Genomic DNA, 25324 nt, shown 5'->3' with positions numbered 1-25324 from the left:
GGTTGCCCCTGCCCCGGGACGTGCAGCAGGGTACGGAGCCTGCAGTGACGCAGCTCACACAGGGGGCGTGATGGTCTCGACCCGTCCGGGAGGTCGGCCCACCTCGGTGGTGGACCTGTTCCCGACCAAGCACCTGGCCGCACCGTCGGTCCGGGACATGCCGGAGCCGCCGTCCCACTTCCGGCACGTCATCGGGCCGGGGATCATCGCCGCCGGCGTCGGCATGGCCAGCGGCGAGTTCATCCTCTACCCCTACATCGCCTCGCAGGTGGGGCTGGTGTTCGTCTGGGCGGCCTTCGTGGGCCTGGCCACCCAGTACTTCCTCAACATGGAGATCGAGCGCTACACGCTCGCCACGGGGGAGACCGCGCTCACCGGCTTCAGCCGGTACTGGCGACACTGGGGCCTGGTATTCGCGATCATGGCCTACTTCGCCAACATCTGGCCGGGCTGGGCGACGAGCTCGGCGACCCTGATCACCTACCTCGTCGGCGGCAGCGTGGCGCCGATCGCGATCGGCATCCTGCTCCTGATCGGCGTCATCCTGACCATGGCCCCGGTGGTCTACCAGGCGCTCGAGAAGATCGAGATGGTCAAGGTGGCGGCCGTCCTGCTGCTCATCATCGTCGCCGCGGTGGCCGCGATCGGCGCCTCGGCCTGGGCGGACGTGCCGCAGATCGTCACCGACGCGGGGCTGCCCCACCAGGAGCTCGGCTTCGCCCTGCTGCTCGGCGCGCTGGCGTTCGCCGGCGCCGGTGGCGGGCAGAACCTGTGCCAGAGCAACTGGATCCGGGACAAGCGGTTCGGCATGGGCGCGTACGTCCCGCGGATCGTCAGCCCGGTGACCGGGCACCCGGAGGCCGCGCCCTCGACCGGCTTCGCGTTCGAGCCGACCCCGGAGAACCTGGGCCGGTGGCGGCGCTGGTGGCGCTTGGCCAACATCGAGCAGCTGACCACGTTCGTGCTGATCAGCTTCCTGACCATCCTGTTCACCTCGCTGCTCGCCTACGCCACCGTGTTCGGCCGGGAGGGCCTGGCCAGCGACATCTCGTTCCTCCAGGTCGAGGGCGAGGTGCTCAACGAGACCGTCGGCGGCTGGTTCGGCACCTTCTTCTGGATCATCGGGGCGTTCTCGTTGTTCGCCGCCGCCCTGGGCATCGTCGACTACACGAGCCGGCTCGGCGCCGACGTCCTCAAGACCGCCTACCTGAAGGACGCGAACGAGAGCAAGATCTACTTCGCGCTGGTGTGGGGCCTGGTCGTGATCGGCGTCGTGGTGATCCTGTCCGGGCTGAGCCAGCCGCTGGTGCTGCTGGTCATCTCGGCGGTCACCGGCGGGCTGATGATGTTCATCTACTCGGCGCTGCTGCTGCTGGTGAACCGGCGGACGCTGCCGGAGGAGATCCGCCCGGGCGTCGGCCGGGCCGCCGCCCTGGTCTGGGCCTTCCTGCTCTTCGGGATCCTGTCCGTGATCGTCTTCAGCCAGCAGTTCCAGAACCTCCTCGGGGGGTGAGCCGGGGGAGATGGCGGCACCGGGGGCGGACGCGGTCCCGCGGGTGGTCACCGCGGGGGAGACGATGGTGCTCATCGTTCCCACGGCCCCCCGGCCGGTTGCGGCACGCCGGCGCGGTGACCCTCTCGATCGGCGGTGCGGAGAGCAACGTCGCCATCGGGTTGTCGCGCCTCGGCGTCCCGGCCGGCTGGGTGAGCGCCCTCGGCGAGGACGAGCTCGGCGAACTCGTGCTGCACCGGGTGCGCGCCGAGGGCGTGGACACCAGCGCCGTGCGTCGGGTCCCGGACCGGCCGACCGGGCTCTACCTGCGTGAGGAGGTCGCCGGCGCACTGCGGGTGTACTACTACCGCCGCGGGTCGGCGGCCTCCACCCTGGCGCCGGGCGCCTTCGACCCGGCGGTCCTCGAGGGCGCCGCCTTCCTGCACCTCACCGGCATCACCGGGGCGCTGTCCCCGGAGTCCCGGGAGTTCCTGACCTGGGCGGCGCGGACGGCCCGCGAGGCGGGCGTGCGGGTGAGCTTCGACGTCAACTACCGCAGCCGGCTGTGGGAGCCCGCGGCCGCCCGTGCCGCCACCGAGGCCCTGCTGCCGCACGTCGACGTCCTGCTCGTCGGGGACGAGGAGGCCCGCGCCCTGTGGGGCTGGGACGACGAGGCCTGCCTGGAGCGCCTCGCCGACGCGGGGACCGGTGACGTCGTCGTGAAGCTCGGCGCGCGGGGCTGTGCAGCGGTGGTGGACGGCGAGCGGCTGACCTCCCCCGGCTTCCCGGCCCGCCAGCTCGATCCCATCGGGGCGGGGGACGCGTTCGCCGCGGGCTACCTCGCCGCCACCCTGTGGGGGCTCGACCCGGCGGACCGCCTGCGGACGGCCAACGCCATGGGGGCCTTCTGCGTGCAGAACCTGGGCGACTACGAGGGCCTGCCGAGTCGCCGTGAACTGACCGCGTTCCTGGACCGGACCGTCGACCTCGGGAGATGACGGTGCAGTCGAACCACCCCGCCGGTGTCCTCGAGGGCGTCTACGTGGCCAACGTGACGCCCTTCCGCGACGACGAGCGCTTCAGCATCGACGTCGACTCCTATCTCGCCCACGTCGGGTGGCTCGCCGAGCACGGGGTCACCGGCGTCATCCCGTTCGGCACGAACGGCGAGGGCCCCTCCGTCTCGACGCGGGAGAAGCGGGCCGTGCTCGAGGCCCTCCTCCCGGTGGCGGGGGCGTTGCACGTCGTCCCGACGGTCGTCGAGGGGAACCTGCCCGACACCCTCGACCTGCTGGCCGAGCTGGAGGACCTGCCCGTGCGGGCGGTCATGGTGCTGCCGCCCTACTACTTCCGGCCGGTGCCGACCGACGGCCTGCGGGTCTTCTACGAGCGCGTGCTGGCCGCCACCCGGCACCCCGTCGTCGTCTACCACATCCCCAAGTACGCGGTGCCCGTCCCCGCGGAGCTCGTGACGAGCCTGCCCGTGTGGGGCGTGAAGGACTCCGGCGGCGAGGCCGGCTACGCCGAGACCGTGCACGCGGCGGGGAAGGGCGTGCTCGTCGGCACCGAGGACGACCTGCCGGCCCGCCTGCTCACCGCCCACGGCTCGATCTCGGCGCTGGCCAACATCGTCCCCGACCAGGTCGTCGCCCTCTACGAGCACGTCCGCAGCGGCCGGTCGGAGGAGGCCGCGTCGTTGTCCGCCCACCTCCAGCAGGTTCGGGCGATGACCAAGGAGTTCGTCGCCCCCGGGATGCTCAAGCGCATCGCCGAGCAGCGCCACGGGCACCCGATGGGGGTCGTGCGGCCGCCGCTGGTCCCCGTCCCGCCGTCGTTCGACGCCGCGGCCGCGGCCGAGCGCGCCGTGGCGGTCCCCGTCGGCTGAGGAGGCCGTGATGCGGGTGCTCGTCACCGACGCCGAGTACGGGGCCCTCGACATCGAGGCCGACGTCCTCGCCGCCGCCGGCCACGACCTGCTCACCGCCCGGTGCCGGACCGCCGCGGACGTCATCGCGGCCGCTCAGGACGTCGACGCCCTCATCGTCCAGTACGTCCCCACCCCGACGCTGCGCCCGCCCTCGATCGTGCGATCGACGTCAGCGGAGGTGGATCTCGGCGACCAGCTGCGCGTGATCGGAGGCGATCCGGTCGCGGCGGTCGTTGCTGAGCTGGCTGTCGACCAGGTGGTCGTTGAGGTGGCGCAGGTAGCGGACCTCTGCGATGCGTCGCGGATTGCGCTCGTAGAACTCCTGGCTCACCAGGATGTGGTCGAGGTTGTCGTAGTGCCCGTTGAAGATGTGCGTGTAGCTGACGTCGCGTCCGGTCCGGCGGACGGTGAGCTCGTGTGCCGAGTAGAGCAGCCGGTCCCAGTAGGCCTGCCGGTCCTCGGGGTCACGGGGCCAGAACCGTGAGGGGGAGTCGCCCGTGATGACGTCGGTGGTGACCGCGCGGGCGGCGTCGTTGAGGTCGCCGAGCACGATCGCCGGTTGCGCGTTGCCGACGATCTCCTCGAGCACGAGGAAGCGTAGGGCCGCCGCCTCGGCGGCCCGACGGATCAGCGCCCGGGCCTTGCCCAGGGCCTCCTCGCGCGGGTCGTGCTCGGGTGACTGCGGATCGCGGATCGGGCGCTTGGACTTCAGGTGGGCCACGAAGACCGTCGCGGTCGTGCCCGCTGCCGGGTCGAGGACGACCCGGGCCCGCAGGACAGGACGACTGAAGGTCCCGACCGGCAGGCCGACCCCGTCGACCGCGACGTCCGTGCCGGGCGGGAAGTCGGTGATGGCCGTGACCGGACCGTCGAGAGGCAGCCGGCTGGCCAGGCCGAGTCGTGGACCGCTGGCGCCGTCGGCGCCGGGCGCCACGACGGTGCCCTCGGCGGACTGCACGGACCGGTCGCAGACGTCGCGCAGGGCCTGCTCGTGGAAGACCTCCTGGAAGCCGACCAGGTCCGCGTCCATGAGGCGCAGCTGGCCGGCGATCCAGGTGGCCTTCTGCTCGTACTCGGCGGCCGAGTACGGCCTCTCGTCGGGGTAGAAGCGCTCCCCCGGACGGGCCAGGTTGAGCAGGTTGAACGTTGCGACCTTGACGTCCATGTCCGACCACCCCTCACCCGGCGCGCCCGGATCCTCGGTGGTGAGCCGTCACCGCCCCGTCACCGGGCGGATCGACACCGTCCGGGCCCAGCCGACCACGACCCGTGGGACCGTCGACCGCGGTCGGCACTGCGGCACGGGGTCCGGGCGGTGGGTCCGGCGGAGGTGTGCGACCGGTGACGCGACCGTGACGCGGTCCCCGCGATCATCCGTGGCACACCGCGTCCTGCGGTGACCACGCAGATCGCTCAGGTGGCCATGGACCAGCTCCTCGTCGTACTCGAGTCGTCGGAACAGGACCTGACGCGCGCCGTCACGGGTCTCGCCGTTGCGTTGGAGGGCCGGGCGACGGTGTTCGTGCCGGTACCCGCCGTCCGGCCGGAGGCCCGGATGGCACCGACATCCCCTCCGGTCGTCATCGTCGCGCTCGACGACCGGGGCGCCGGCGTCGACCTCGGCGAGTGGGTCGGCAGGTACCTCGACCAGACACCCGCGGCGACCTTGACGTGCTCGGCGGGCGGGAGGTCGGTGCGGCTGGACGCCGCCACCCGGTCCTCGGCGCGCGATGCCGTCACCCACCTGCTCGACACCTGACCCCAGCGGGGGAGGCCATGGAGTACCAGGTCAGTGCCGCAGCGGTGGATCCAGCACCTGCGGGGCGCTCCGGAGTGCACCGGACGACGTTCGGCGACCGCGTGCTGTCATGGGGACCCGACGGGGCGCTCGGCGAGGGCGGGGCGCAGCAGGCGTCCGGTGAGCTGCGACTCGTCACCCAGGTCGGCAGCTCGTTCGTCGACGACCACCCGGACGTGCCGGTGGTGCTCGACGCCGGCCGGTACCTGGTCGTAGACGTGGCCGCGGACCTGCGTGACGGATTCGACCGTACCTGCGGCTACCGCGTGCAGCCCCTGCCGGTCGACGCCGCGGTCGTCACCCCGCCCGCGGTACCGGCCGCGCGGTCTGCTCCGCTGCCATGGGTCTCCGACCTCGTGCAACGCGTCCAGCCGGCCGCCCTCGCCGCCGACATCCGGACCCTCTCGGCCCTCCCCACCCGGCACTCGACGAGCCCACACCTCGCTGAGGCGGTCCGCTGGGTGCGGGCCCGCCTCGACGCCCTGGGCTACCGCTCGGCCGTGGTCCCCGTGCCGCTGCCGGGCGGCGGCGGGACCGTCTCGGTCCTCGCGGAGCGCGACGGGACGGGCCCGGCGCCGCGGCGGGCCGTGTTGGCCACCGCGCACCTCGACTCGGTCAACACCCGTGGAGGCCCCGCCGCGCCGGCGCCCGGAGCCGACGACAACGCGAGCGGCAGCGCCGGGGTCCTGGAGATCGCGCGCGTCCTGCGGGACCACCCGGCGACCCACGACCTGCGGCTGATCCTGTTCGGCGGCGAGGAGCAGGGCCTGCACGGCAGCACCGCCTACGTCGACTCGCTCGACGCGGCTGAGCGCTCCCGCATCGCCGCGGTCGTGAACATGGACATGATCGGCTGCCGCAACACCGCGGAGCCGGGAGTGCTGCTCGAGGGCTCCGCGCCGGCGCGATCCCTGATCGACCGGCTGGCCGAGGCGGCCGCCACCTACACCGGGCTGACGGTACGGACGTCGCTGCACCCGTTCGCCAGCGACCACGTGCCCTTCCTCGAGGCGGGCATGCCCGCCGTCCTCACCATCGAGGCCTCCGACCGGGCCAACGCGGCCGTGCACACGGCCACCGACACCGACGACCGCATCGACGTCGCACTCGCCACCGAGATCCTGCGCATGAACGTCGCCACGATCGCCACCGAGCTGGGCAACCAGGGAGGACCAGCCATGACCGCATCCACCGAGCTCGAGGACCTCGGGCTGCTCGAGTCGTCACCGGCCGGGCCACCGTTGCGTCAGTTGTCGGGCCGCTACGTGTTCAACGGCGGCGTCCCGGGTCGCGTTGGACACGAGGACGACACCGAGCCGGTGCTCACCGACCTCGCGCTCGACGGCGAGAGCCGGCAGCAGCTGCGCCGGCCGCGGTTCACGCTGCACGTCGACGTCGACGGCACCGACCCGCTGGGGGTCGTCAGTGGGGACGTGCTCGTCAGCGCCGCGGCGCCGTGGCCAGCCGCCCACTTCATCGGCCGGGTCACCGCGGAGACCCCGGGCCTGCACCGCCACGACCTCGTGGTGACCGACCTCGTCCTGCCCTGGGGTTCCCTGACCGTCAACCGCCTCGAGATCGGTCTGCTCCGGCACTGGCCGGCGGCAGCACCCGTGGCGGAGGTGGTCTTCGTGGCCGCCACCGGAACGAGGCTCGGCCCCTACCGCGCCCGTCACGTGTCCCGGTGGTTCCGCGACGTCGAGGTGGAGGTCGACGTCGAGGACGGCGCGGTCGGCGCGGAGCCCTACGACACCCACCTGCACCCCGACCGCCCCGCCGACCTGCCGCGGGAGAGCCTCACCCTCGAAGGTGCCTTCGCCCGCGCCGGCATCCGGATCACCCGGTCGAGCGGATCGAACACCATCGACACGTCGTCCGCAGGCGGCAACGGGCGGTGGAACTACCAGGAGCTCCACGACGCGATGGCCTCGCACTGGAGCGCCTACGCCAACGTGCCCCAGTGGAAGATGTGGGTCTTCCACGCCGAGCTCGCCGACAGTGACACCCTCGGTGGCGTCATGTTCGACGGTGACATCAACGAGCCGGGCGGCGTCGACCGGCAGGGCACCGCTCTGTTCACCCGCAGCCCGCACTTCCACACCGAGGCCGGTGCCTACCCGCAGGCCAACCCGCCCGCGGCGCAGGCGGCGCGGCGCGAGCTGTTCTTCGACCTGGTGCACGAGACCGGGCACGCGTTCAACCTCGCGCACTCGTTCCAGAAGCAGGCCGTGCTGACGGAGCCGGGCAGCGGCCCGTGGCCCGCGCCCTCCTGGATGCCGCTCGTCGACGCGCCCCAGTCGCTGTCCTGGATGAACTACCCCGACGAGGCCAGTCCGGGCGCGGGGTCGAACGCCACCTGGTTCTACGACCGGTTCCGCTTCCGCTTCGACGACGGAGAGAACCTCTTCCTCCGCCACGCCCCGGCGCGGTTCGTGCAGATGGGCAACGAGGCGTGGTTCCACAACCACGGGCGAGCCGGCCGGGGGACGCTCGACACGCGGCTGCAGCTGGCGCTCCGCCTGCCGACCGGCGCGGTCGAGTACGGCGAGTCCGTGTTCTGCGAGCTGCGGCTGCGCAACGTCGCGGACGAGCCGGTGCTGGCGCGCACCAACCTCGACCCGGCCGAGGGCACGGTGGAGCTGGCGGTCACCGGCCCGTCCGGCGAACGGCGTCCCTTCCTGCCGTTCCACCGCGCCTGCGCGCGGCCGCGGATGGAGGTCCTGGCCCCGCAGGAGTCCCGCTACGAGTCGGTGAACCTGACGATGGGGCAGTTCGGGTTCCCGTTCAAGGAGCCGGGCCGCTACCGGATCGAGGCCTGCTGGGTCAACCGGGACGGCTCGACGGCGCCGGCGATCACCACCCTCAGCGTGCGGCCACCGCGCTCCGACCGGGACCGTCGGGCGGCCGAGAGGCTGTTCACCGCCCCGGTGGGGCGGGTCCTCGCCATCGGTGGCACCCGCACGATCGACGAGGTCAACGAGCTGCTCGGCGAGGTCGCCGGCGACCTCGGCGTCCAGCACCCGGCGTCGCTCTACCTCAGGACGGCGCGGACCGTCCCGCTGGCCCAGCCCTTCAAGGCGCTGACCGCCGACTCGGCCGAGGTCCGGGTGCTCGCCCCCGAGCCCGACGTCGTGGAGCGGGAGCTGGCACCTGTCGTGGAGCAGTTCGAGGCGGCGGCCGACGCCCTGGGCCACATCCAGTACGAGCGCGTGGCCGACGTCTACAGCACCTGCGCCGTCGAGGTGGGCAAGCGGGCCGATGCGCGTTCGGCGCAGGACGACATGCTCAAGCTGTTCCAGGCTCGCCGGGTGGTCGAACCGGTCATCGCCAAGGTGGAGGCTCGGCTGCACGAGCTGACGTGAGCGACTCCGCGGCGCCCGCGGTCGACGGGGGCCGGGGCCATCCGCCGGGACGGTCGCCTCGGCGGATGAGCTCCCCAGGTCTCGGCCCACCTCCCCGCGCTGGGCGGGGTCCGGCGTCGACTGCCGTCCGCGGCAGCCCGCCACACCGCGGGGAGCTCTCCCGGTGACCGGCAGTGCCCGGGTCGGAGCCCGGCGCCGATGCCCGGTCATGCCCCCGTCGTCGCAGGGCGCCCGCCACCCGGGACAGCCGTCCCGCCTTCACCCGGGGTCGGGATCGGCCGCCTCGAAGAACCTCGACCTCGTCTCGTCAGCAGACCCGCCTCCGTGATCGGGCGGGACGAGGATCCATGCGGGGACCGCTGACAAGGGCAGCTCCAGCGAACGCCAACCGGGCCCGATGAGCTCGACGGCGCCGACGTCGGGTACCAGCGGCCACCACCTGCCGCTGGGGACCCACACGTCCACGTGTCCGCCGGGCACGAGGATCGGGGCGACGAGCAGCCGGTCCCCGAGGAGGTACTGCAGGTCGGCCTGCCGTGCGTCCCGCTCGTCAGGGAAGGCCAGCACCATGGGCCGCATCACGGGAGGGCCACCGACGGCCGCCTGCCGGGCAGAGCGGACCAGGTGTGGCACGAGTCGTCGGCGGAGGCGGCATGCGTCGACGGCGATGTCACCGTAGGGCTGCGGGTAGGCCCAGGGTTCCCTCCTCCCCGTGCCGTGGAAGCGCATGAGCGGGGACAGCGCGCCCCACTGTGCCCAGCGGACGTAGAGCTCGGGATCGACGTCGGCCTCGAGGAGGGTCGGATCGAACGACGCGAACGCTCGCGCGCATCGTCCCATGCTGCCAGGAGCCCAGAACCCCCCCACATCGGAGCCGACGAACGCACAACCGGACAACGACATCGAGAGGCATGCGCGCAGAGCCGTCGTCATGCCCATCCAGGACGACGGTGTGTCGCCGACCCAGTGGAAGGCGAAGCGCTGCGACCCGGCCGTTCCCGACCGACAGAACACCGCCGCCGGATGGTCGACCGCCCGTGCCCTCAGCGCGGCATGGGTGGCGGCCTGGTAGTCCCTGGAGTAGCTGTTGCGCACCTGCCATCCCGCCGCGCCATCGTGGAGACGGGCGTCCAGGGGCACGTCCTCGCCGAAGTCCGCCTTCACCACCTCGGCACCCTCGGTGAGCAGCAGGGCGATCTTGTCCTCCCACCATGCCGCTGCACCTGGAGCGCTGAAGTCCAGGACGAGGCGGGAGGACCCGTCCGGCAACTGCGCGGGCCGGCCGTCGACCGCTCGGAGGACGATGTTCCGTCGGACAGCGTCCACACCGGCCGGGGTGTCGGGCCGCAGCAACGGATTGGTCCAGAGACTGAGGTGCACGTCGGACCGCTCCAGCCTCCGGTGCCAACCGGAGGGCCAACGGGCACGGTCCGGCTGCCAGTTGCTGCTCTGCTCGAGGAAGAGATTGCCCTCCTGCCACGCGTCGACGTGCACCACGTCGACCGGGCAGTCCTCCGCCTCGTATCGATCGAGCACCGCGGCCACCTCGCTGGCCGAGAAGTACGAGTCGCGGCTCGTCCAGACACCCAGGGCCCAGCCGGGGGGCTGGACCGGCAGGCCGGTCAGTCGGGCGTACTGGGCCAGCATCTCCGCAGGGGACCCCGAGAGGACGAACAGGTCGAGCTCGGTGTCATACGTGGTGAGCGCTGCGATCTCACTGTGGCGGTCACCGAGATCCGCGATGACCGGGCTCCCGGTGTCGATGTAGAGCCCCCAGCCCGTCGTCGACCAGAACAGGGGCACGTTGAGGTACGCGGCGTCGACCCCAGCGACCCCGCTGGTGTTCGTGTTGACGCACTCTCTCGTCCGGCCGCGGAGGCCAGGTCCCTGGGCGCTGGCGCCCCCTCCGAAGACAGACGCGCCCGGTGGCAGGTGAGCGTGCGTCGTCCATCGCGGGATGAGTTCACCCCAACCGCGGGGCGCGGGGGCGAGGCCGGGGGCGTGGTGCCGCCACGGCAACACAGAGGCGGACAGGGAGCCCCATGCGAACTGCGCGCCGTCTGCACTCCAGAAGCCCTCGTAGCCCCACGACGCGAAGGTGAGGCCGTCCGGCGCCGCGCGGAACTCGATCGGAGGCTCGTCGATCCCGTCGGTGACAGCGGCGGTGTGGCGGACAGCACCGCCGTGCCCGTCGACCCTGAGGTGCAGCACGCCGGCCGTGGGCACGGTCAGCGACAGGTGGTGCTCCCGGCCGTCGTCTCTGCTGAGCACCGCGCAGCCCGCCCGTCCGGGGACGGGGGTCACCCGCACGCCGGTGGCCGCGGCCTCCTCCTCCGAGACCCTGAAGGACGGTGAACCGAGGAGCCGGTGGATCGGCACGAGTCCTCACGACCCTCGGGGGGAACTGGTCGAGTGTGGAGCGTCGGCCGCCGCCCGGTGAGCGGAGACGTCGGACGTGCCGCCGCCTGGGCGCTCCCGGCTCTCGGCGATTGCCTCGTTGATGTACTTGACGGTCCAGCGGAAGGACCTGTAACGGCTCATCGCGAGCAGCCAGAACCCCAGACTCGCGAAGAGGACCCCACCCCGTACCGCCTGCTCCCCGAGTGATCCGGACAACCCCGACGACGCCGCGTAGGCGGCGAGGAGCACGGGCGGCGACCCGCCGAACAGAGCAGCGAGGAAGGGGCTCGGGCCTCCGGACTTGATCCACCCGACGGGCTGAGGAGCGTCCTGCCGTCCGAACAGGGCGTGGGCGGTCTTTGCACCACCCTGGTCGACCTGGCGCAGGAACTCCTCCCAGCGCAGCGAACCTGGCGCGGCTGTCCTGATCTCCGGTGCCAGCCACAGCGCGATGTACGCCGCCAGCTTGTACACCTGCGCGGCGTGGTCGATGAAGATGAGCCACAGGAAACTCGACGCGACCGCGAGTCCGGCGACGACGTCGGGCAACGTGTCGAACACCGTCAGTCCGGCGCCCAGGACGGTCAGGTCGAGGGCGATGAGGGCGTACGCCAGGTTGATGCGAGCAAGGATCTCTTGACGTAGTTGCTCGTACTCCTTGACGTGGGCCTCCAACGGGGACGCCATGTCAGACCGACCTCTCGTGCTCCGCTCGGCAGGTCGGACGGGACGGGGGAGTCGCCACCGTCACGATCGTCGGACCCCGGTGGTGCGGCAGCTTCTCCACTGCGCCCCACCGGAGTCCGAGCTCGTCGAGCACTGCCAGCGTCTCGCCGGGGAAGTTGTGGTGCGCCAGTTCGTCGAACGCGAGGATGCTCCCGGGCACCAGGCGCGATCGGATCGCGCTCATGCAGGCGCGTGTCGGCTCGTACAGGTCCAGGTCGAAGTACGCCAGGCTGACGAGCGTCTCCGGGTAGTCCCGCAGGTAATCCGGAACCGTGTCGACCACGTCCCCGGCCCTGACCTCCACGCGACGGATGTGGGGCAACGCCGTCTGCTCCTCATGGGCCTCGAGCACTCGGGACAGGTGTTCCGCGTAGCCCGTAGCGGTCGACATGGAGCCGGCGTGGATCTCGGGGTGACCTCCGTCGTTGACGTGGACCCGCGGGAAACCCGAGAACGTGTCGAATCCGACGATCCTGCGGGTGTAGTCGTAGGGCTCGTACAACTCTCTGAGGGCCACGAACAACGGGAGGCGGCGACCCCACCGCGTGCCGAACTCCATGACCGTTCCCGGGACGCAGAGGATCCGCCGGTAGAGGTCTCCCATGGCGATCGCATCCACGATGGCGGTCCGAGGCATGTACAGAGCCAGGTTGTCGAGGAGGACCTCCGGCGGTATCGGGCTCCGGGCGAGCAGGACCTGCAGGTGGGATCGCGACACGATGGTGGAGCAGTCGGTGCTCGGACTGACGTCGCGGACGACGACGGTCGGACGACTGCGAGGGTCTGCCATCACGGCACTCCCGTCCGGGTGTCGACGGCGTTCAGCCGCAGGCCAGCCCAGGGTCGTCCACCCGCGTCACAGCGACGTCACCATGCCGTCATCCCGCCGCATGGACGTCCTCGGCGCGACGTGCAGCACGGGAGCCCGTGCAGTCACACGTGCTCACCAGGCAGGTGGGGCCGTCAGGCGGCTGGCCGCTCGCGGCGCTGCTGGACGGTGTGCATGCGGGGTCACGGTGGTCCCCCCGGGCTGCAACCACGCTCCCGCCCACCGCGCAGCAGCCTCGGTCGCACGAGCCAAGATCTCAAGGACGGGATCGTCGCGCTGCGCGAGGACCTCGATCGGGCCGGCCACGAGGCCGGCGCAGCAACGATCGCTGCGCACGTGACCCGCCGGCACGGCACCAGCCCGGCGGTGTCCACGATCTGGCGGATCCTCGCCACCCGCGGCTTCGTCACCCCGCAGCCACACCGAGCGGCCCACGAGTTCCCACACCCGGTTCGAGGCGGTCCAGCCCGACGAATGCCGGCGGACCGACGTCACCCACTGGCCGCTGGCCGACGGCACCGACACCGACACCGAGATTTGCGACTGGCTCGACGCCCACTCCCGCTACTGCTGGCCAGCACCGCTGCGCCGGTGTACTGCCCTCGCCATCGACGGGCTCCACACCGCCCTCGCCGCCGCCCACGGCGACCCGGCCGGCGTGCTCACCGACAACGGGGCGGTCTTCACCGGCCGCTGGCGCGGCCATGGCCGCGTCGCCCTGGAGGTCACCCTGCACGCCCGCGGCGTGCTGCTGGCCCACTCCCGGCCCCACCACCCGCAGACCTGCGGCAAGGTCGAACGCTTCCACCAGACCCTCGAGAGGTGGCTGCCCGCCAGCCTGCCGCGGCCACCCTCGCTGGGCTCCAAGCCCGACTGATCGACTCCCGCGACTACTACAACACCGTCCGGCCCCACCGCGCCCTGGGCCGCCGCACCCCGGCCGAGGCCTACACCGCCCGCCCGAGGCCACTGCTTCGGGCATTCCGCTGACCGACGGCCACTTCCGGATCCGCCACGACGAGATCGACACCAACGGCAAGCTGACGCTGCGCTACAACAGCCGCCTGCACCACATCGGTCTGGGCCGCCGATACGCCGGCACCACCGTGCTCGTCCTCGTCCACGACCTGCACATCCGCGTGTTCAGCACCAGCGGGGGACTACTCCGGGACCTGACCCTCGACCCGAGCCGCAACCAACCACAGGCCCCAACGTGAACGATGTCCCGAGACACCTGTGAACGGTGTCTCGGGACATCGCAGTGGTGTCCGAGGGGCGACACGCTACATACGCACACGCCTGGCGTCGCAACCTCCGGCCCCGGTCCTCGATGGCGGCCGCAGCCGGTAGACGCAAGCGGTCGGTTGCGCACGGGCGCGCCGTCTCGGGTGGGCACCCAACCGAGGGGGCATACCGGCGCCAGGCGCTGACGCCGGCTGTCGGCCTCTCCGGGGCTAATCGCCGATCCAGTTGCCGTGGAAGCCCAGGGGGACCCGCACCGGCAGGTGCACCCGGGTCACCGGTTCGCCGGTGAAGTCCTGGCCGGCGAGCAGCACCAGGTCGGTGGCTCCGCGGTCGGGGTCGTGCACGAAGGCCATGACGTAGCCGTCGTCCTCGGCTGCATCGGGGGACGAGGGGGCGAACACCGCCTCCCCGGCGGTGGCATCCCTGCCGAACGCGTGGACCTGCGTCGTCCCGGCCATCAGGTCGTGCTTGATGAGCGTGTTGGCGAACGCGGCGTCGGTGAGGTCGCCGTTCCCGTCGACCATCGCACGGCTGACCTCTGCGATCTGCGCGCTGTAGCCGTAGCGGTAGGGGCGGGAGATCACCCGTTCGTCGGCTCGCGGGAACTCCTGGGTGCGGTCGTCGAGTCGCTGCTGGACGACTTTCCCGGCGGCGGGGTCGACGATCCACCGGTCGAGGGTGAGCGGCCCTCGGCCGGAGAGGATGGAGACGTCGTAGGAGCCCTGGTACCGGCACATGTCCACCACGACCCGGTCGCCGTCGTCGTAGGCGTTGAGGGTGTGGAAGACCCAGCACGGCTCCACCTCGATCCACTGCACCTCGCGCGCGGTCCCGGCGCGGGGCAGGAGGCCGATCCGGGCCTGGTGCGTCGGGTTCCACGTGTAGGGCAGCCGGCTTCCCGCGGCGACCGCGTCCATGCTGAAGGTGACCGGCAGATCGAACAGGACGACGTAGCGCTCGGTCAGGGCGAAGTCATGGATCATCGGGCCGTCGCTGACCGGGATGTCGGTGGTTGATCCGACTGTGCCGTCGGGGCCGACGACGATGTGCTGGATGTGGGGCCAGGCCCAGTAGTAGGCGATCGCGTGCAGGTCGCCGGTCCGCCGGTCGAGTTTGGTGTGCGCGGCGTAGCCGCCCGGCAGGGTGCCGCCGAAGTCGCACGGCCCGACCGTGTCCAGCTCGTCGGTCAGCTCGTAGGGCAGCGGACCGGACTCCACGGTGGCGAGGGTCCGTCCACCGTGCGAGAGGACGTGTGTGTTGGCCGGGAAATCCATCCCGTCGTGCTCCGGGCCGCCCGCCCAGGTCTCGCCCAGTGCCGCGGCCACGTCCCGCGACCGCACCCAGCGATTGCGGTACCACTCGGCCCGGCCATCACGCAGCCGGACGCCGTGCACCATGCCTGCGCCCAGGAACCAGTGTGCTTCGGCGTCGTCGAGACCGATCGGGTTGGGGCCGTTGCGCAGATAGCGGCCGCTGAGCTCCACCGGCAGGCTGCCCGTGACGGGGAGGTCGAACGCTGTGATCTCCTCGGTGACCGGAGCGAACGGGCCGTCATGGAACGCGCTGTGGGTCATGGCCGTCTCCTCCGGCGCTCCCGAGGCCGAGGGCGCGGCCCCAGCGTGCCCTCCGGCGGAGCACGCCACCAGGGTCGGACTGCTCGGGCGGACGCGACTCGAGGGCACCCGGCGCCCGAGGGCATCGCGCTCCCGGTCGGCGCGGTCGGAAGGTGCCTGCTGGGACCCGCAGAGCGGCACGGGATCCGGGTGCGCCGGGGTCCGATCCCCAGGGTCGCCCGGCCCCCGGAACGGGGTCCGACGCAGCTGCGCTCAAGCGAAGGCGTCACCGCTCCGATCACCCCACGGATGACGAAACCCACACGGCTCGAGAGCCGTGGGGGTTCAACTCGGTGTCCGAGGGGCGACTTGGCACATAGCCCAACGAATCGGGTTGTCGCGGCGGTAGCTCCGCCGAACCGCCGTAGCGCGCACCGCGAGCCGCCGATCGCTGCGCCGGTATGCGTGTCCTCAGGCAGGGAGACGGTGGAGGATCGCTGACGCCGTCAGGGCACACGGCCATCAGGCCGAGAGGACCTGCACATGTGGGGGTCCGGTGCAGGCGGGTTGGAGGAGAGGGTTCATGCGCACGTCATTCGTGGGCCGCGACCGGGAGCTCGCCGTCCTCGAGGAGTCGCTCGGGTCGGCGCTCGCCGCGCACCCGCGTCTGGTGCTGTGCCGTGGGCAACCCGGTATCGGGAAGACCCGGCTGGCAGAGGAGCTGTCCGCCGTGGCCGCCGCGGCAGGCGCCGTGGTCGTGTGGGGACGGTCGCCAGAGACCGCCGGGGCCCCTCCTTACTGGCCGTGGCGGCAGGTCCTGCGCGCAGTAGGAGAGGGCATCGATCTGAGAGCCCGCGCTCGAGACCACGGGCTGACCGCCGAGCTCGCGCGGCTCGCGCCCGACTTGTTCCCGGGTGAGCCGGAGGGCGCACAGGGCCCCGGCACGGTGGAGGACCGCTTCCGGCTCTTCGACGCGGTCGACCGGCTGCTGCATCTGCTGTCGCAGGATCAGCCCCTGCTGATCGTGCTCGACGACGTGCACTGGGCCGATGACTCGTCGCTGCTCCTCCTGCAGCATCTCGCGGACTCCATGAGTGCTGCGCGACTTCTGCTCGTCGTGAATCACCGAGACACCGAACCGCTGAGCTCCGTGCTGCTGGCCGGATTGACCCGCAGCCCGGCGACGCGAGTGGTGGAGATCGGCGGGCTCTCGCTTCCCGAGGTCGGTACGCAGCTGAGGGCAGTCCTCGACGGGCAGCTGTCCGACCAGGATGTCGAGCAGATCCACGCACGCACCGGGGGCAATCCCTTCTACGTCGCGGAGGTTGGCCGGGCGCTCGTGGACCGACCCGGCGCGCTCGTCGGGTGGCCGGTGCCCGCCGGTGTTCGGGAGGCCATCCGAACGCGGCTGGCGAGGCTCTCCCCTGAGACGGTCCGGCTGCTCCACGCCGCCTCCGTCGTCGGCCGCGAGTTCGCGTCGACGGCGGTCGCCGACATGCTGGAGGCGTCGGAACTGACGTGCCTGCCTCTCATCGAGGAGGCCACCGCCGCGGGGCTGATCACGACTCGTGCACCTGGTCACCACCGCTTCGTGCACGACCTGATCCGGGAGGCGATCGAGGCCGGCCTGGCTGCGGACGAGCGCGTGCGGTTGCACCGCAGCGCCGCTGACGCCGTCGAACGGCTGCACATCGGACGGCTCGAACCGCATCTGTCCGACCTGGCCCGCCACTGGGCCGCGGCGGCCGTCCTCGGGGAGAGGGAACAGGCAGCTGACTGGATCACGCGTGCCGCGGACGAGGCGATGCGTCGTCTCGGCTACGAGGAGGCCGCCCGCCTCTACCGGCTCGCACTGGCAGTCGGTGCCGTCGACATCGACGACGGTCGTCGTTGCCGGCTCCTGCTGGGTATCGCCGGTGCGCTGAAAGCGGCGGGTGAGCTCTCGGGACGCCTACCGGCCTGTCGCGAAGCAGCGGCCCTGGCTCGCGGGCTGCGACGCCCGGACCTGCTCGCCGAGGCGGCGCTGGCCATGGAGGGTGGCGAATCGGACCTCGAGGCCGAGGCGTCGGTGCGAGCGTCCTGCGAAGAGGCCCTGGCAGCCTTGCCTTCGTCGGCCTGCGCTCTGAGGGCCCGGGTGGCCGCGAACCTCTCGGACGCGTGCATGTACCTCGGCGATCTCGAGGCGGCAGGCCGTGCGAGCGCGCACGCGCTGGAGATGGCCGACCGCTCCGCCGACCCCGCCTCCCTGGCCGCGGCGTTGCGGGCCCGTCAGCTGGTCGCGGCGGGTCCCGAGGAGACGGAGGATCGCGCGGCGCTCGCCGATCGGATGCTCGCCCTCGGTCGGGAGGGCCGGGACCCGGCCCTGCGGATGTGGGGGCACCTGTGGCGGATCGATGTGGCGTTCGAGCGTGGCGAGCTCGCTGCCGTCAGCCGGGAACTGGAACCGCTCGCGCAATGCGTGGCCGAACTGCGCACCCCGGTGACGCGCTGGCACCTGCTGCAGGCGCGGGCGGTCCTCGCGCAGGCATCGGGCAGATTCGCCGACGCACGGCTGCTGGCTGATCGTGCGGTGGGCGCGATCCCACCGTCCGCGGCCGGTCGGGAGTCGGCGCAGATCAACCGGACGGCGCTGCTGTCCCTGATCGGGCTGCACACCGGTGATGCATCCGACCTCACCGGCCTGCTGGACTACGGACCCGGCCACGAGGACGGCGACGGGCTGGACTTCCCCATCGAAGGGGTCATCTTCTCGATCGCAGCGGCCTTCTTCCTCGCGCACAGCGGTCTGCTGACCCAGGCGGCGACCGTGTACCGCCGTCTCGGGCCCCCAGGAAGCTGGCGGCCGACCCCCCATGCGACGACGTCCTGCTTCGCGCTCGGGATCGGCGCCGCTATAGCGCTGGACGCGTCCGACGACGTGGCCGTACTGCACGGGCGACTCGCCCGCTTCCGCGGACGCCACGTCGCAGACGGGGCTGGGGCAGTCGCCTACAACGGCCCGGTCGAGCTCTACCTGGGGTCCGCCGAGGCACATCTGGGCCTGCTCGACGACGCCGTGGCCGATCTGGAGACGGCGTCACGAGCCTGCGCGGCGAACGGGGCGGCCGGCTTCGACGTCCAGTGCCGATTCGAGCTGGCCACCGTCCTGATCCGGCGCGCTCGTCCAGGGGACCTGGTGTGGGCGCGGCGCCTGGGCGTCTGGGTCATCGAGCAGGCGTCGGCACTTGGGATGGTTCCGTGGGCCGGCCGTGCCCGACGCCTCGTGGACCGGCTCGACGACGAGCGCGGCAACCCGCTCACGCCGCGCGAGCGGGAGGTCGCCGTCCTGGTGGGGGAGGGGCTCACCAACCGCCAGATCGCCGCTCGGCTGTATCTCTCCGAGCGCACCGCGCAGAACCACGTGCAGCACATCCTCACCAAGCTGGACCTGCCGAACCGCGGCCAGATCGCCGTGTGGGTGGCCACATCGAAGGTGAGTAGGTCGGCTGGGTAGTTCAGCGGACGACGCCCCGATGACGGCTTCCTACGGTCGATGCGCACGGTCGGTACGGCATCGGAGGACCTGTGCTCGTCGCATTGTGGATCGTCCAGGGGCTGCTGGCTCTCGTCTTCGGTGGGAGCGGCATCGTGAAGGCGACCCGGGATCGGAAACGTCTCTTCGACGACGGCATCACGTGGGTCGAGGACTTCCCAGAAGCGGCTGTGAAGGCGATCGGCGTCCTCGAGATAGTGGCCGCCGTCGGGCTGGTCCTTCCTGCGCTCACGGGCATCGCGCCGGTGCTGACACCACTGGCCGCGGCCGGCATCGGGGTGCTGATGGCCGGCGCCGGCGTCGTCCACTTCCGACGGGGCGAGTTCGCCTTCATCGGTGTCGTCGGGGTCCTGTTCGGAGCCGCCGTGTTCGTCGCCTGGGGCCGATTCGGCCCCTACGCGTTCTGATCCATCCATAGGAGAGAAGGACGTCATGAGAATGCTGCTGCGGTTCGAGATGGGGCTGGCCGCGGCCAACGAGTTGAACCGCACAGGGGAGTCGGACGAGCTCAACCGGCAGCTCATGGACAGCACCAAGCCGGAGGCCGCCTACTTCGCGACGGACCACGGCCGGCGTACCGGCTACCTGGTGTTCGACATGGTTGACTCGGCGCAGATCCCGGTCATCGCGGAACCCCTCTTCCAACGGATGGGCGCCACGGTCGAATTCATCCCGGTGATGAACGCCGACGATCTGCAGCGCGGTCTCGCTGCGGCAGCCGGCGGCTAACGGGACGGCGAGGCCGGGAGCGACGGAACCCCCACGGCCACCGGCCGTGGGGGTTCTGCTGTGTGTCCGAGGGAGGACTTGGGCACCGCGAAGTGGGAGCCGTCCCACCAGCGACCGTCCCGGTGGGGGAGGAGCGCGGTACGCGCGGCTTCGTGGACATGGTCGGAACGTAGCGGGCCTGTCGGACAAGATCGTTCGCAGCTGCGGCTGCAGCGTCTGCTCACGAAGAGGCTGACGTCACCGCCCCGATTGCGGGGGAGCCGGCCGACATCGACGCGACCTGAGCCGCCTTGCGCATGGGGTTCCGTAAGGTGCGACTGCTCAGCAGCGCCGGAGAAGTGGAGCGCGCGGTCATCAACTACGAGCACGATCACGGCGGCTGGTGGGCGGACGCCGGCCCGTTTGACGTCATCGGCGACGTGCATGGCTGCCGGGCTGAGCTCGAGGAGTTGCTGGGCGAACTCGGCTACGACCTAGCCCGGGATGAGCAAGGCCGCGCCGTGGACGCCGAGCACCCGGCCGGCCGCCGGGCGCTCTTCGTCGGGGACCTCGTCGACCGCGGTCCAGACTCACCCGGCGTCCTGCGTTTGGTCATGGGCATGGTCGCCGCCGACCACGCACTCTGCGTCTCCGGCAATCACGAGAACAAGCTGGCGCGCGCCCTGGGCGGCCGCAACGTGCAGATCACCCACGGCCTCGGGCGCACGCTGGCCCAACTCGAGGCGGAGGACGATGCGTTTCGCCGGCGGGTTCAGGACTTCTGCTCGGGCCTGGTCAGCCACTACGTTCTCGACGGCGGAGCGCTGGTCGTCGCCCATGCCGGGCTCAAGGAGTCGCTGCAGGGCCGTTCCAGCGCTCGGGTGCGGGCCTTTGCGCTCTACGGGGAGACGACGGGCGAGACCGACGAGTTCGGACTGCCAGTGCGCTACCCGTGAGCGAAGGAGTACCGCGGCCGCGCGATGGTTCTTTACGGGCATACCCCGGTGCCGGCGCCAGAGTGGGTCAACAACACCCTGTGCCTGGACACCGGCTGCGTGTTCGGTGGTCGGCTCACCGCGTTGCGCTATCCGGAACGCGAGCTCGTCAGCGTCGTGGCCAAGCGGGCCTACTACCAGGCGGCCGAAGCCTTCCTGCCCGGCGGAGCTGATGCGCCGTAGATTGAGGTGCGCCGGCCGCATGACGCAGGCGGCGCCACGATTTCGGCAACGAGGAGCTGGCCGAGCACGTGGCGCTTGAGGAACCGTCGCAGTCGTCGGGGTGCCTGTCTGCGTCGGGACGATGGCGAGGCGGCACTGTCGGGCTAACGTGGCCGGGCACGGCTGCGCCTGAACGACGGGGGAGAACTGACTGTCTGTGCAGGCTAAGAGGATCAGCAACCACCTACTCGACCTCGAGGAGCGAGCGCAGTGCTGGGCAATGACTCTGCTGCCGAAGCGACTTCCGGTTTGGCCGCCGAGGTTGGTCTCGTGAGCCAGCAGGTGCACTCTTCGCTTCCTCGGCTGGTTGCTCTACCGACGACGATCCCCGAGCTGCTGGAGTGGCCTGAGCTTGAGCATGCGGCAGGGCGCGCCCTCAAGGAGCTGCCTGCGAGAGAACGTCAGTGGCTGACTATCGCCACGCTTCATAGTTCCGCGCTGTACGAGAACAAGAACTCGTATCCCAACATCAGCCCGGTGTGTCTCACGCTGCTGGAGCGCGTGGGCGCCGCGACGATCGAGGTCGAACTGCGGCGCGCCATAGCGAAGGCGGCCCCCAACTTCGATCTGAAGCGAACGCATGAACAGGTGCGTCGTATCAACCCTACGGTCCGTGAACTGGCCACGCTCGCACTCGGCATCAGGGGCCGTGCTGGCCTGGGCCGGGGAGAAGCCGCCCAGGCTGCTGGCATGGTCGCCAGAGGTTTAAAGGTGCGGGCATTCGAGAATGTCGCGTTACAAGTCGTGGGTTGGTGGTCCTTAGCGCTGTCAGGCGCTGGGCTGAGGACCTTCGTGGAGGCGCTATACGCGCAGGCTGCGTCGTCACTCGGCGCTGCTATCGAGGACGTGCGACTCAGGTTTCAACAGCACACCGCAGGGCTGGCTCCGGCGTTCGACATAACATCGTCAGGACCGGACCATGATCTCGTATTCGTTGTGACGGTCACAACAAGGGACGGCCGGACGGGGAAGGCTGAAGCCCGGTCCAAGAAGGAAGCGCAACGCCTGGCATGTCACGATTATTTGTCGCGACATGCCCCCCACATCCTTGCCGATACAGGCGTCCCGGTGAAGGGTCCGCGCCAGATAGCTCGTCGACCCGAGTATCCCGTCACAGACGAGCGCTATGTCACTCTGGCGGACCGGTTCCACTGTCGGAACTCGGAACCATTTACCCGCGCCCTGACGCACCGATCCTGGACGTACGAGAACGTCGTCGGGGGCGACGTGGAGCGTCACAGCAATGCGCTGCTGGCCAGCCTCGGGAGCTCGGTCTTGACAGCCACGGCGATGCGCCATCGAGCTGCGATCCTGCTGAGTCAGACGACCGATCCAGACCCAGAGGTCGCGGTGGCGCTCACCATTCCCGACGCGGCCCTCCGTTCCCTCTTCGAGGATCTCGGTTTACGGAGACTTGCCCGGGTCGGCGCCGGCCTCAGAGGGCAACCTCTTACAGACGAGATAGTCGCGAGCATGGTGCGGGCGACTCTCGCAGCATCACACCTCCAGTGGCCGGACCACGCGACTTTCGAGACTAAACTGCCGGATGAGGTGTCGCGGTTCCTGGTCCGGAAGGCCAGCATCAGTCTCCTCAGTCCCATCACTCGCCTTGAGCAACTCGCCGCCGAGTTGCACTTTGAGCTTGATGAGAAGGACAAGCGGGAAGGTCCCGACCACAACACCACGTTCCGTGTGCGAATGAACGTCCGAGGGCTAGCGCAGCCAATCGCTGTGGAGGGCGCGGGCGCGTCCCGAACCGCGGCCCGTCAGGCCGCTGCGGCTGACTTCCTGGCGTCGGCGGATGTCTTGACCGATCGGTCGGCGGACGTGCCGGATGCGTCGATCGCACGACTGCTCCTCGTGCGGCAGTTGGAGGTCCTCCCGGCGTCGCGGGCTCGTTGGCCGCGGTGGCAGCGTCTCGGGCGACTCGGTGCCCACATGCTGGCGCGGGAGGACTTCGAGTCGTTCGGCCGATGGGCTGCCCGGGTGCTCGAGGTCACGGGTTCGCGCTGGCGGCCGGACCCGGCTGTTGAGGCCTCACTGACCGACTACTTCGGGCAAGTGCTGCAAGCCCCTCACGCGCGCGCCCTGTTCACGGCCACCCTCACCGAGGTGACGGACTGGATAGCCGAAGCGGGACGGAGCGATGAGCTACCCACATCGTTCGACGAGCCCATGCGGAGGCTCGTCCCGCTATCGGCCGCGCAGAGTGTGTGGTTGTCCTCGGGGGAGGATCAAGCGGTGCGGCAGATCATCGACGACTGGATTCTCCTCAACCGGCGCAGACTGAACGCCGAGTGCGATGTCGCACTGGACGGTGCTGTCGTGGACGCCCGGACCACGTCCGCGCTGCTCAAGGCTCTGCAGGATTGCGCGGATCACGTCTCCCGGCTAGATCAGCCTCACGTTTCGGTGCGCGGTCGTACAACAGCGGACGGAGCGACCGTTGTTGTCGGTTGCGTGGGGAGTGTTCTGAGTGCGTTGAGGTCATCCCTCATGATGCGGCTTCTTGGTGAGTCGTCTCGGCGACTGGTCGTGGATGCGCCCGATGCGCATTCGATTGAGCTCAGGGTGAAGAACTCACTCCGCTCGTCGAACGCCGACTGGCTGACTGCGGCCGCATACGGTGAGCCCGCGGCTGACGACTACGACGCTGAGTTGGCGCGCCTCATTCACGACCTGAAGAACGAGGTGACTGGGGCGAAGGTGGCGTCCGAGCGGAACGCCGGTACGCGGACAGAGAGACTGGAAGCGCAGCTGGCGTCCAGTCGGCACGTGGACGCCGCAGCCGCGTTAGCGTCGCGCCTGCGGGACGCTGACATGCTGTACGCGGCCGCAGACCTCGTCGGCAGCACGGATGTCGCCGCCTTCATGCAGGGGTACGTCAGTGACCTCATGCGGCAACTGCCCACGCACATCCGCGTCGTGCCGCCGACACTGGTCCCAGCCGTGGCGGCCGTTGACCAGCGCGCGTTGCGCGCAGTTCTCGATAACCTGGTCAAGAATGCGGAGCAGGCGATGAGCGCTGGTGGCGAGATCACATTCGAGTATACGGCATCACCGGCTGACGATGTCCTGCTCATAGACATCGCTGATACCGGCGACGGTATCCCGGTGGCGGTCATCGAGGCTCTCGCGGCGGGCAAGCCGGTCTCCAGCAGCAAGCGAGAGGGCAGCGGTCTCGGCCTTCTTGGTGTGCGTCGCATTCTCCGTCGCGCCGGGGGAGACCTCGAGTCCGTGCCTCGAGCGCGTGGAACCGGCTGGCTGATCACCTTGCCGCTGGCTACGGCCACCGAGCTCACTGAGGCTGCATGATGGATGGAAACGTGCCAGGAAATGGTCCTCGACGTCGCCGGCCTCGCGTCCTCTTCGTTGACGACCAGAGGGAAGTGGCCACGACGCTATCCGGGTTGCTGGCAAGCGAGGGCGTGGAATGCCGTTTCGCCGATAACGGGGAGGCGGGCCTGGAGCGGCTCCTCGCCGAGGTCTTCGACCTGGCGATTCTGGATCTTCGGATGCCTCCGGGCGACTGGGGAGGGCTTTGGGTGCTTCGCGAACTGTCTCAGCGCGGTCTTCTCGTTGACACCCTTGTCCTGTCCGGAGAGGCGGGACAGTCCGAGACCATCGAAGCCATCCGCCTCGGAGCGCACGATTTCGTCGTCAAGGACAAAGCATCGGTAGAGCTCGCGGCTCGCGTTCGCGAGACGTTGGTTGCGGCCGCGAAGGCTCGGTCCGATTTCGCGGCCAGCCGACTCCCAGCACCTGTCGCCTTGCCGTACCAGCGTATGCAGGTGCCCCAGGACGGCGAGGCCCGGTTTCGTGCTGGTCTAGCGGCCGCGGAGGCCGCCGTTCGGTTCTCTGCGCTCGCCGCGATCGCAGTCGCTCGTGCCCGTGGACGACTGGACGAGTCGTTGTTGAGCCAGATGGCGCGGCCGAGCTTCGGGACCTGGCGGGGGATCTGCCGTCATCTCCTCCCGACAGTTCGTGAGCATGGGCTTGGCAGGTGGATCGAGGCCGTGTGCGTTCCGGAGATGGACGTCATCGTCCGCCACCGGAACGATTCGGTGCACGGGGGCGGCGTCCCGGCGGGGGGCGTGGATCAGGCCCTTACGGATGTACTCGGGTGGCTCGACTTCTTCGTTCTGACTGTCCGATCCGGCATCCCGGTCGACCTTGTGGTCGCCGGAGCCATGACGTTTACGGGGACTGCCTACAACACGGAGTTGTCACCTCTGTCCGGCGCGGCCCGCTCCGTGGGAGTGGCTCGGACGGAGGTGGCGACGCCGCTCGTCTCGGGCCGAGTTTATCTGGCATCCGCCAACGACTATGTGGACATATGGCCGTTGATCTTGGCGGGCGCGGGACCGGCCGGGGACTGGAATGTCCGGGTCTTGGATGGCTTTCATGAGACCCGCCGTGGCAAGACGAGTTCTACGGATCGGTTGAAGTACGTGGACTGTCAGACGGGGGAGCGTCTGACGTCGCAGGAACGTGTAGTTGATGAGCTGCATGGTGCGGAAGCGCCTTGATGGCCC

At 70.5% G+C, this 25324-nt stretch carries 19 protein-coding genes and 1 pseudogene; 14 read left to right on the top strand and 6 right to left on the bottom strand.

The genetic code is table 11. The features are described 5' to 3' along the window. Window positions 1-106: 106 nt before the first annotated feature. Genes CHB98_RS04445 through CHB98_RS04435 form a run of 3 tightly spaced genes read left to right on the top strand, consistent with a single transcriptional unit; the run spans window position 107 to window position 3377 of the window. The gene (locus tag CHB98_RS04445) at window positions 107-1513 is read left to right on the top strand and encodes an Nramp family divalent metal transporter (protein WP_245820924.1); all 1407 of its coding nucleotides are present in this window, start codon (window positions 107-109) and stop codon (window positions 1511-1513) included. Beyond that, entirely contained in the window at window positions 1510-2490 is a 981-nt protein-coding gene (locus CHB98_RS04440) for a sugar kinase (RefSeq protein WP_281251832.1), read from the top strand. The genes CHB98_RS04445 and CHB98_RS04440 overlap by 4 nt, the downstream gene beginning before the upstream one ends. Next, a complete protein-coding gene (locus CHB98_RS04435) occupies window positions 2487-3377 on the top strand; it encodes a dihydrodipicolinate synthase family protein (protein ID WP_089304396.1) in 891 nt (296 codons plus the stop codon). The genes CHB98_RS04440 and CHB98_RS04435 overlap by 4 nt, the downstream gene beginning before the upstream one ends. Window positions 3378-3588: 211 nt before the next feature. Here the strand turns inward: CHB98_RS04435 and CHB98_RS04430 are convergent, their stop codons facing one another. Next, the gene (locus CHB98_RS04430; protein WP_089304395.1) at window positions 3589-4584 is read right to left on the bottom strand and encodes an endonuclease/exonuclease/phosphatase family protein; all 996 of its coding nucleotides are present in this window, start codon (window positions 4582-4584) and stop codon (window positions 3589-3591) included. 231 nt (window positions 4585-4815) lie between these two features. On the opposite strand from CHB98_RS04430, the gene CHB98_RS04425 reads away from it, so the two are divergent. Together CHB98_RS04425 and CHB98_RS21930 are read left to right on the top strand one after the other, a co-directional pair. Beyond that, a complete protein-coding gene (locus CHB98_RS04425; RefSeq protein WP_089304394.1) occupies window positions 4816-5178 on the top strand; it encodes a hypothetical protein in 363 nt (120 codons plus the stop codon). Window positions 5179-5279: 101 nt separating this feature from the next. Continuing rightward, on the top strand, window positions 5280-8579 hold the full coding sequence (locus tag CHB98_RS21930) for a M28 family metallopeptidase (RefSeq protein WP_218822240.1): 3300 nt from the start codon (window positions 5280-5282) through the stop codon (window positions 8577-8579). Window positions 8580-8837: 258 nt separating this feature from the next. Here the strand turns inward: CHB98_RS21930 and CHB98_RS04415 are convergent, their stop codons facing one another. From CHB98_RS04415 to CHB98_RS04405, 3 genes are read right to left on the bottom strand one after another with little or no spacing between them, the layout of a single operon-like run. Then, window positions 8838-10958, bottom strand: a complete 2121-nt coding sequence (locus tag CHB98_RS04415; RefSeq protein WP_089304392.1) for a glycoside hydrolase family 31 protein — start codon at window positions 10956-10958, stop codon at window positions 8838-8840. A gap of 6 nt (window positions 10959-10964) precedes the next feature. Beyond that, window positions 10965-11666 (bottom strand): hypothetical protein, encoded by a 702-nt coding sequence (locus CHB98_RS04410; RefSeq protein WP_089304391.1) that lies wholly within the window; start codon window positions 11664-11666, stop codon window positions 10965-10967. Window position 11667: 1 nt separating this feature from the next. After that, window positions 11668-12495: a hypothetical protein gene (locus tag CHB98_RS04405; RefSeq protein ID WP_143424940.1), complete on the bottom strand. Its 828-nt coding sequence runs from the start codon at window positions 12493-12495 to the stop codon at window positions 11668-11670. Window positions 12496-13009: 514 nt separating this feature from the next. On the opposite strand from CHB98_RS04405, the pseudogene CHB98_RS21395 reads away from it, so the two are divergent. Continuing rightward, window positions 13010-13411: pseudogene (locus tag CHB98_RS21395) on the top strand (DDE-type integrase/transposase/recombinase); the annotation flags it as partial. Further along, window positions 13357-13524: an integrase core domain-containing protein gene (locus tag CHB98_RS22970; RefSeq protein WP_179224182.1), complete on the top strand. Its 168-nt coding sequence runs from the start codon at window positions 13357-13359 to the stop codon at window positions 13522-13524. The pseudogene CHB98_RS21395 and the gene CHB98_RS22970, both read left to right, overlap by 55 nt. On the opposite strand, the gene CHB98_RS21385 is transcribed toward CHB98_RS22970, so the two are convergent. Beyond that, window positions 13482-13658: a hypothetical protein gene (locus CHB98_RS21385; RefSeq protein WP_179224180.1), complete on the bottom strand. Its 177-nt coding sequence runs from the start codon at window positions 13656-13658 to the stop codon at window positions 13482-13484. The two genes, CHB98_RS22970 and CHB98_RS21385, sit on opposite strands and share 43 nt — an antisense overlap. A 330-nt stretch (window positions 13659-13988) precedes the next feature. After that, entirely contained in the window at window positions 13989-15353 is a 1365-nt protein-coding gene (locus CHB98_RS04390; RefSeq protein WP_089304387.1) for a carotenoid oxygenase family protein, read from the bottom strand. Window positions 15354-15915: 562 nt separating this feature from the next. On the opposite strand from CHB98_RS04390, the gene CHB98_RS04385 reads away from it, so the two are divergent. The 7 genes from CHB98_RS04385 to CHB98_RS04360 all read left to right on the top strand — a co-directional run bounded on the left by CHB98_RS04385 (window position 15916) and on the right by CHB98_RS04360 (window position 25318). Further along, a complete protein-coding gene (locus tag CHB98_RS04385; protein WP_089304386.1) occupies window positions 15916-18825 on the top strand; it encodes an ATP-binding protein in 2910 nt (969 codons plus the stop codon). Between the two features lie 71 nt (window positions 18826-18896). Then, window positions 18897-19271 (top strand): DoxX family protein, encoded by a 375-nt coding sequence (locus tag CHB98_RS04380; protein WP_089304385.1) that lies wholly within the window; start codon window positions 18897-18899, stop codon window positions 19269-19271. 31 nt (window positions 19272-19302) lie between these two features. Beyond that, the gene (locus tag CHB98_RS04375) at window positions 19303-19593 is read left to right on the top strand and encodes a hypothetical protein (protein WP_218822239.1); all 291 of its coding nucleotides are present in this window, start codon (window positions 19303-19305) and stop codon (window positions 19591-19593) included. Window positions 19594-19904: 311 nt separating this feature from the next. Then, on the top strand, window positions 19905-20528 hold the full coding sequence (locus tag CHB98_RS04370) for a metallophosphoesterase (protein ID WP_218822238.1): 624 nt from the start codon (window positions 19905-19907) through the stop codon (window positions 20526-20528). A gap of 48 nt (window positions 20529-20576) precedes the next feature. After that, the gene (locus CHB98_RS21925; RefSeq protein ID WP_218822237.1) at window positions 20577-20750 is read left to right on the top strand and encodes a hypothetical protein; all 174 of its coding nucleotides are present in this window, start codon (window positions 20577-20579) and stop codon (window positions 20748-20750) included. Between the two features lie 309 nt (window positions 20751-21059). Then, complete coding sequence (locus CHB98_RS04365; protein ID WP_143424938.1) at window positions 21060-24104, top strand: ATP-binding protein; 3045 nt, start codon at window positions 21060-21062, stop codon at window positions 24102-24104. Further along, entirely contained in the window at window positions 24101-25318 is a 1218-nt protein-coding gene (locus CHB98_RS04360; RefSeq protein ID WP_089304383.1) for a response regulator, read from the top strand. Before CHB98_RS04365 ends, CHB98_RS04360 begins: the two co-directional genes overlap by 4 nt. Window positions 25319-25324: the final 6 nt, after the last annotated feature.

The sequence above is a fragment of the Geodermatophilus pulveris genome (genome assembly GCF_900188375.1).
GTDB lineage: Bacteria > Actinomycetota > Actinomycetes > Mycobacteriales > Geodermatophilaceae > Geodermatophilus > Geodermatophilus pulveris.
The sequence above is the reverse complement of the archived record's forward strand: the minus strand, read 5'-3'. Positions and strand labels throughout refer to the sequence as shown.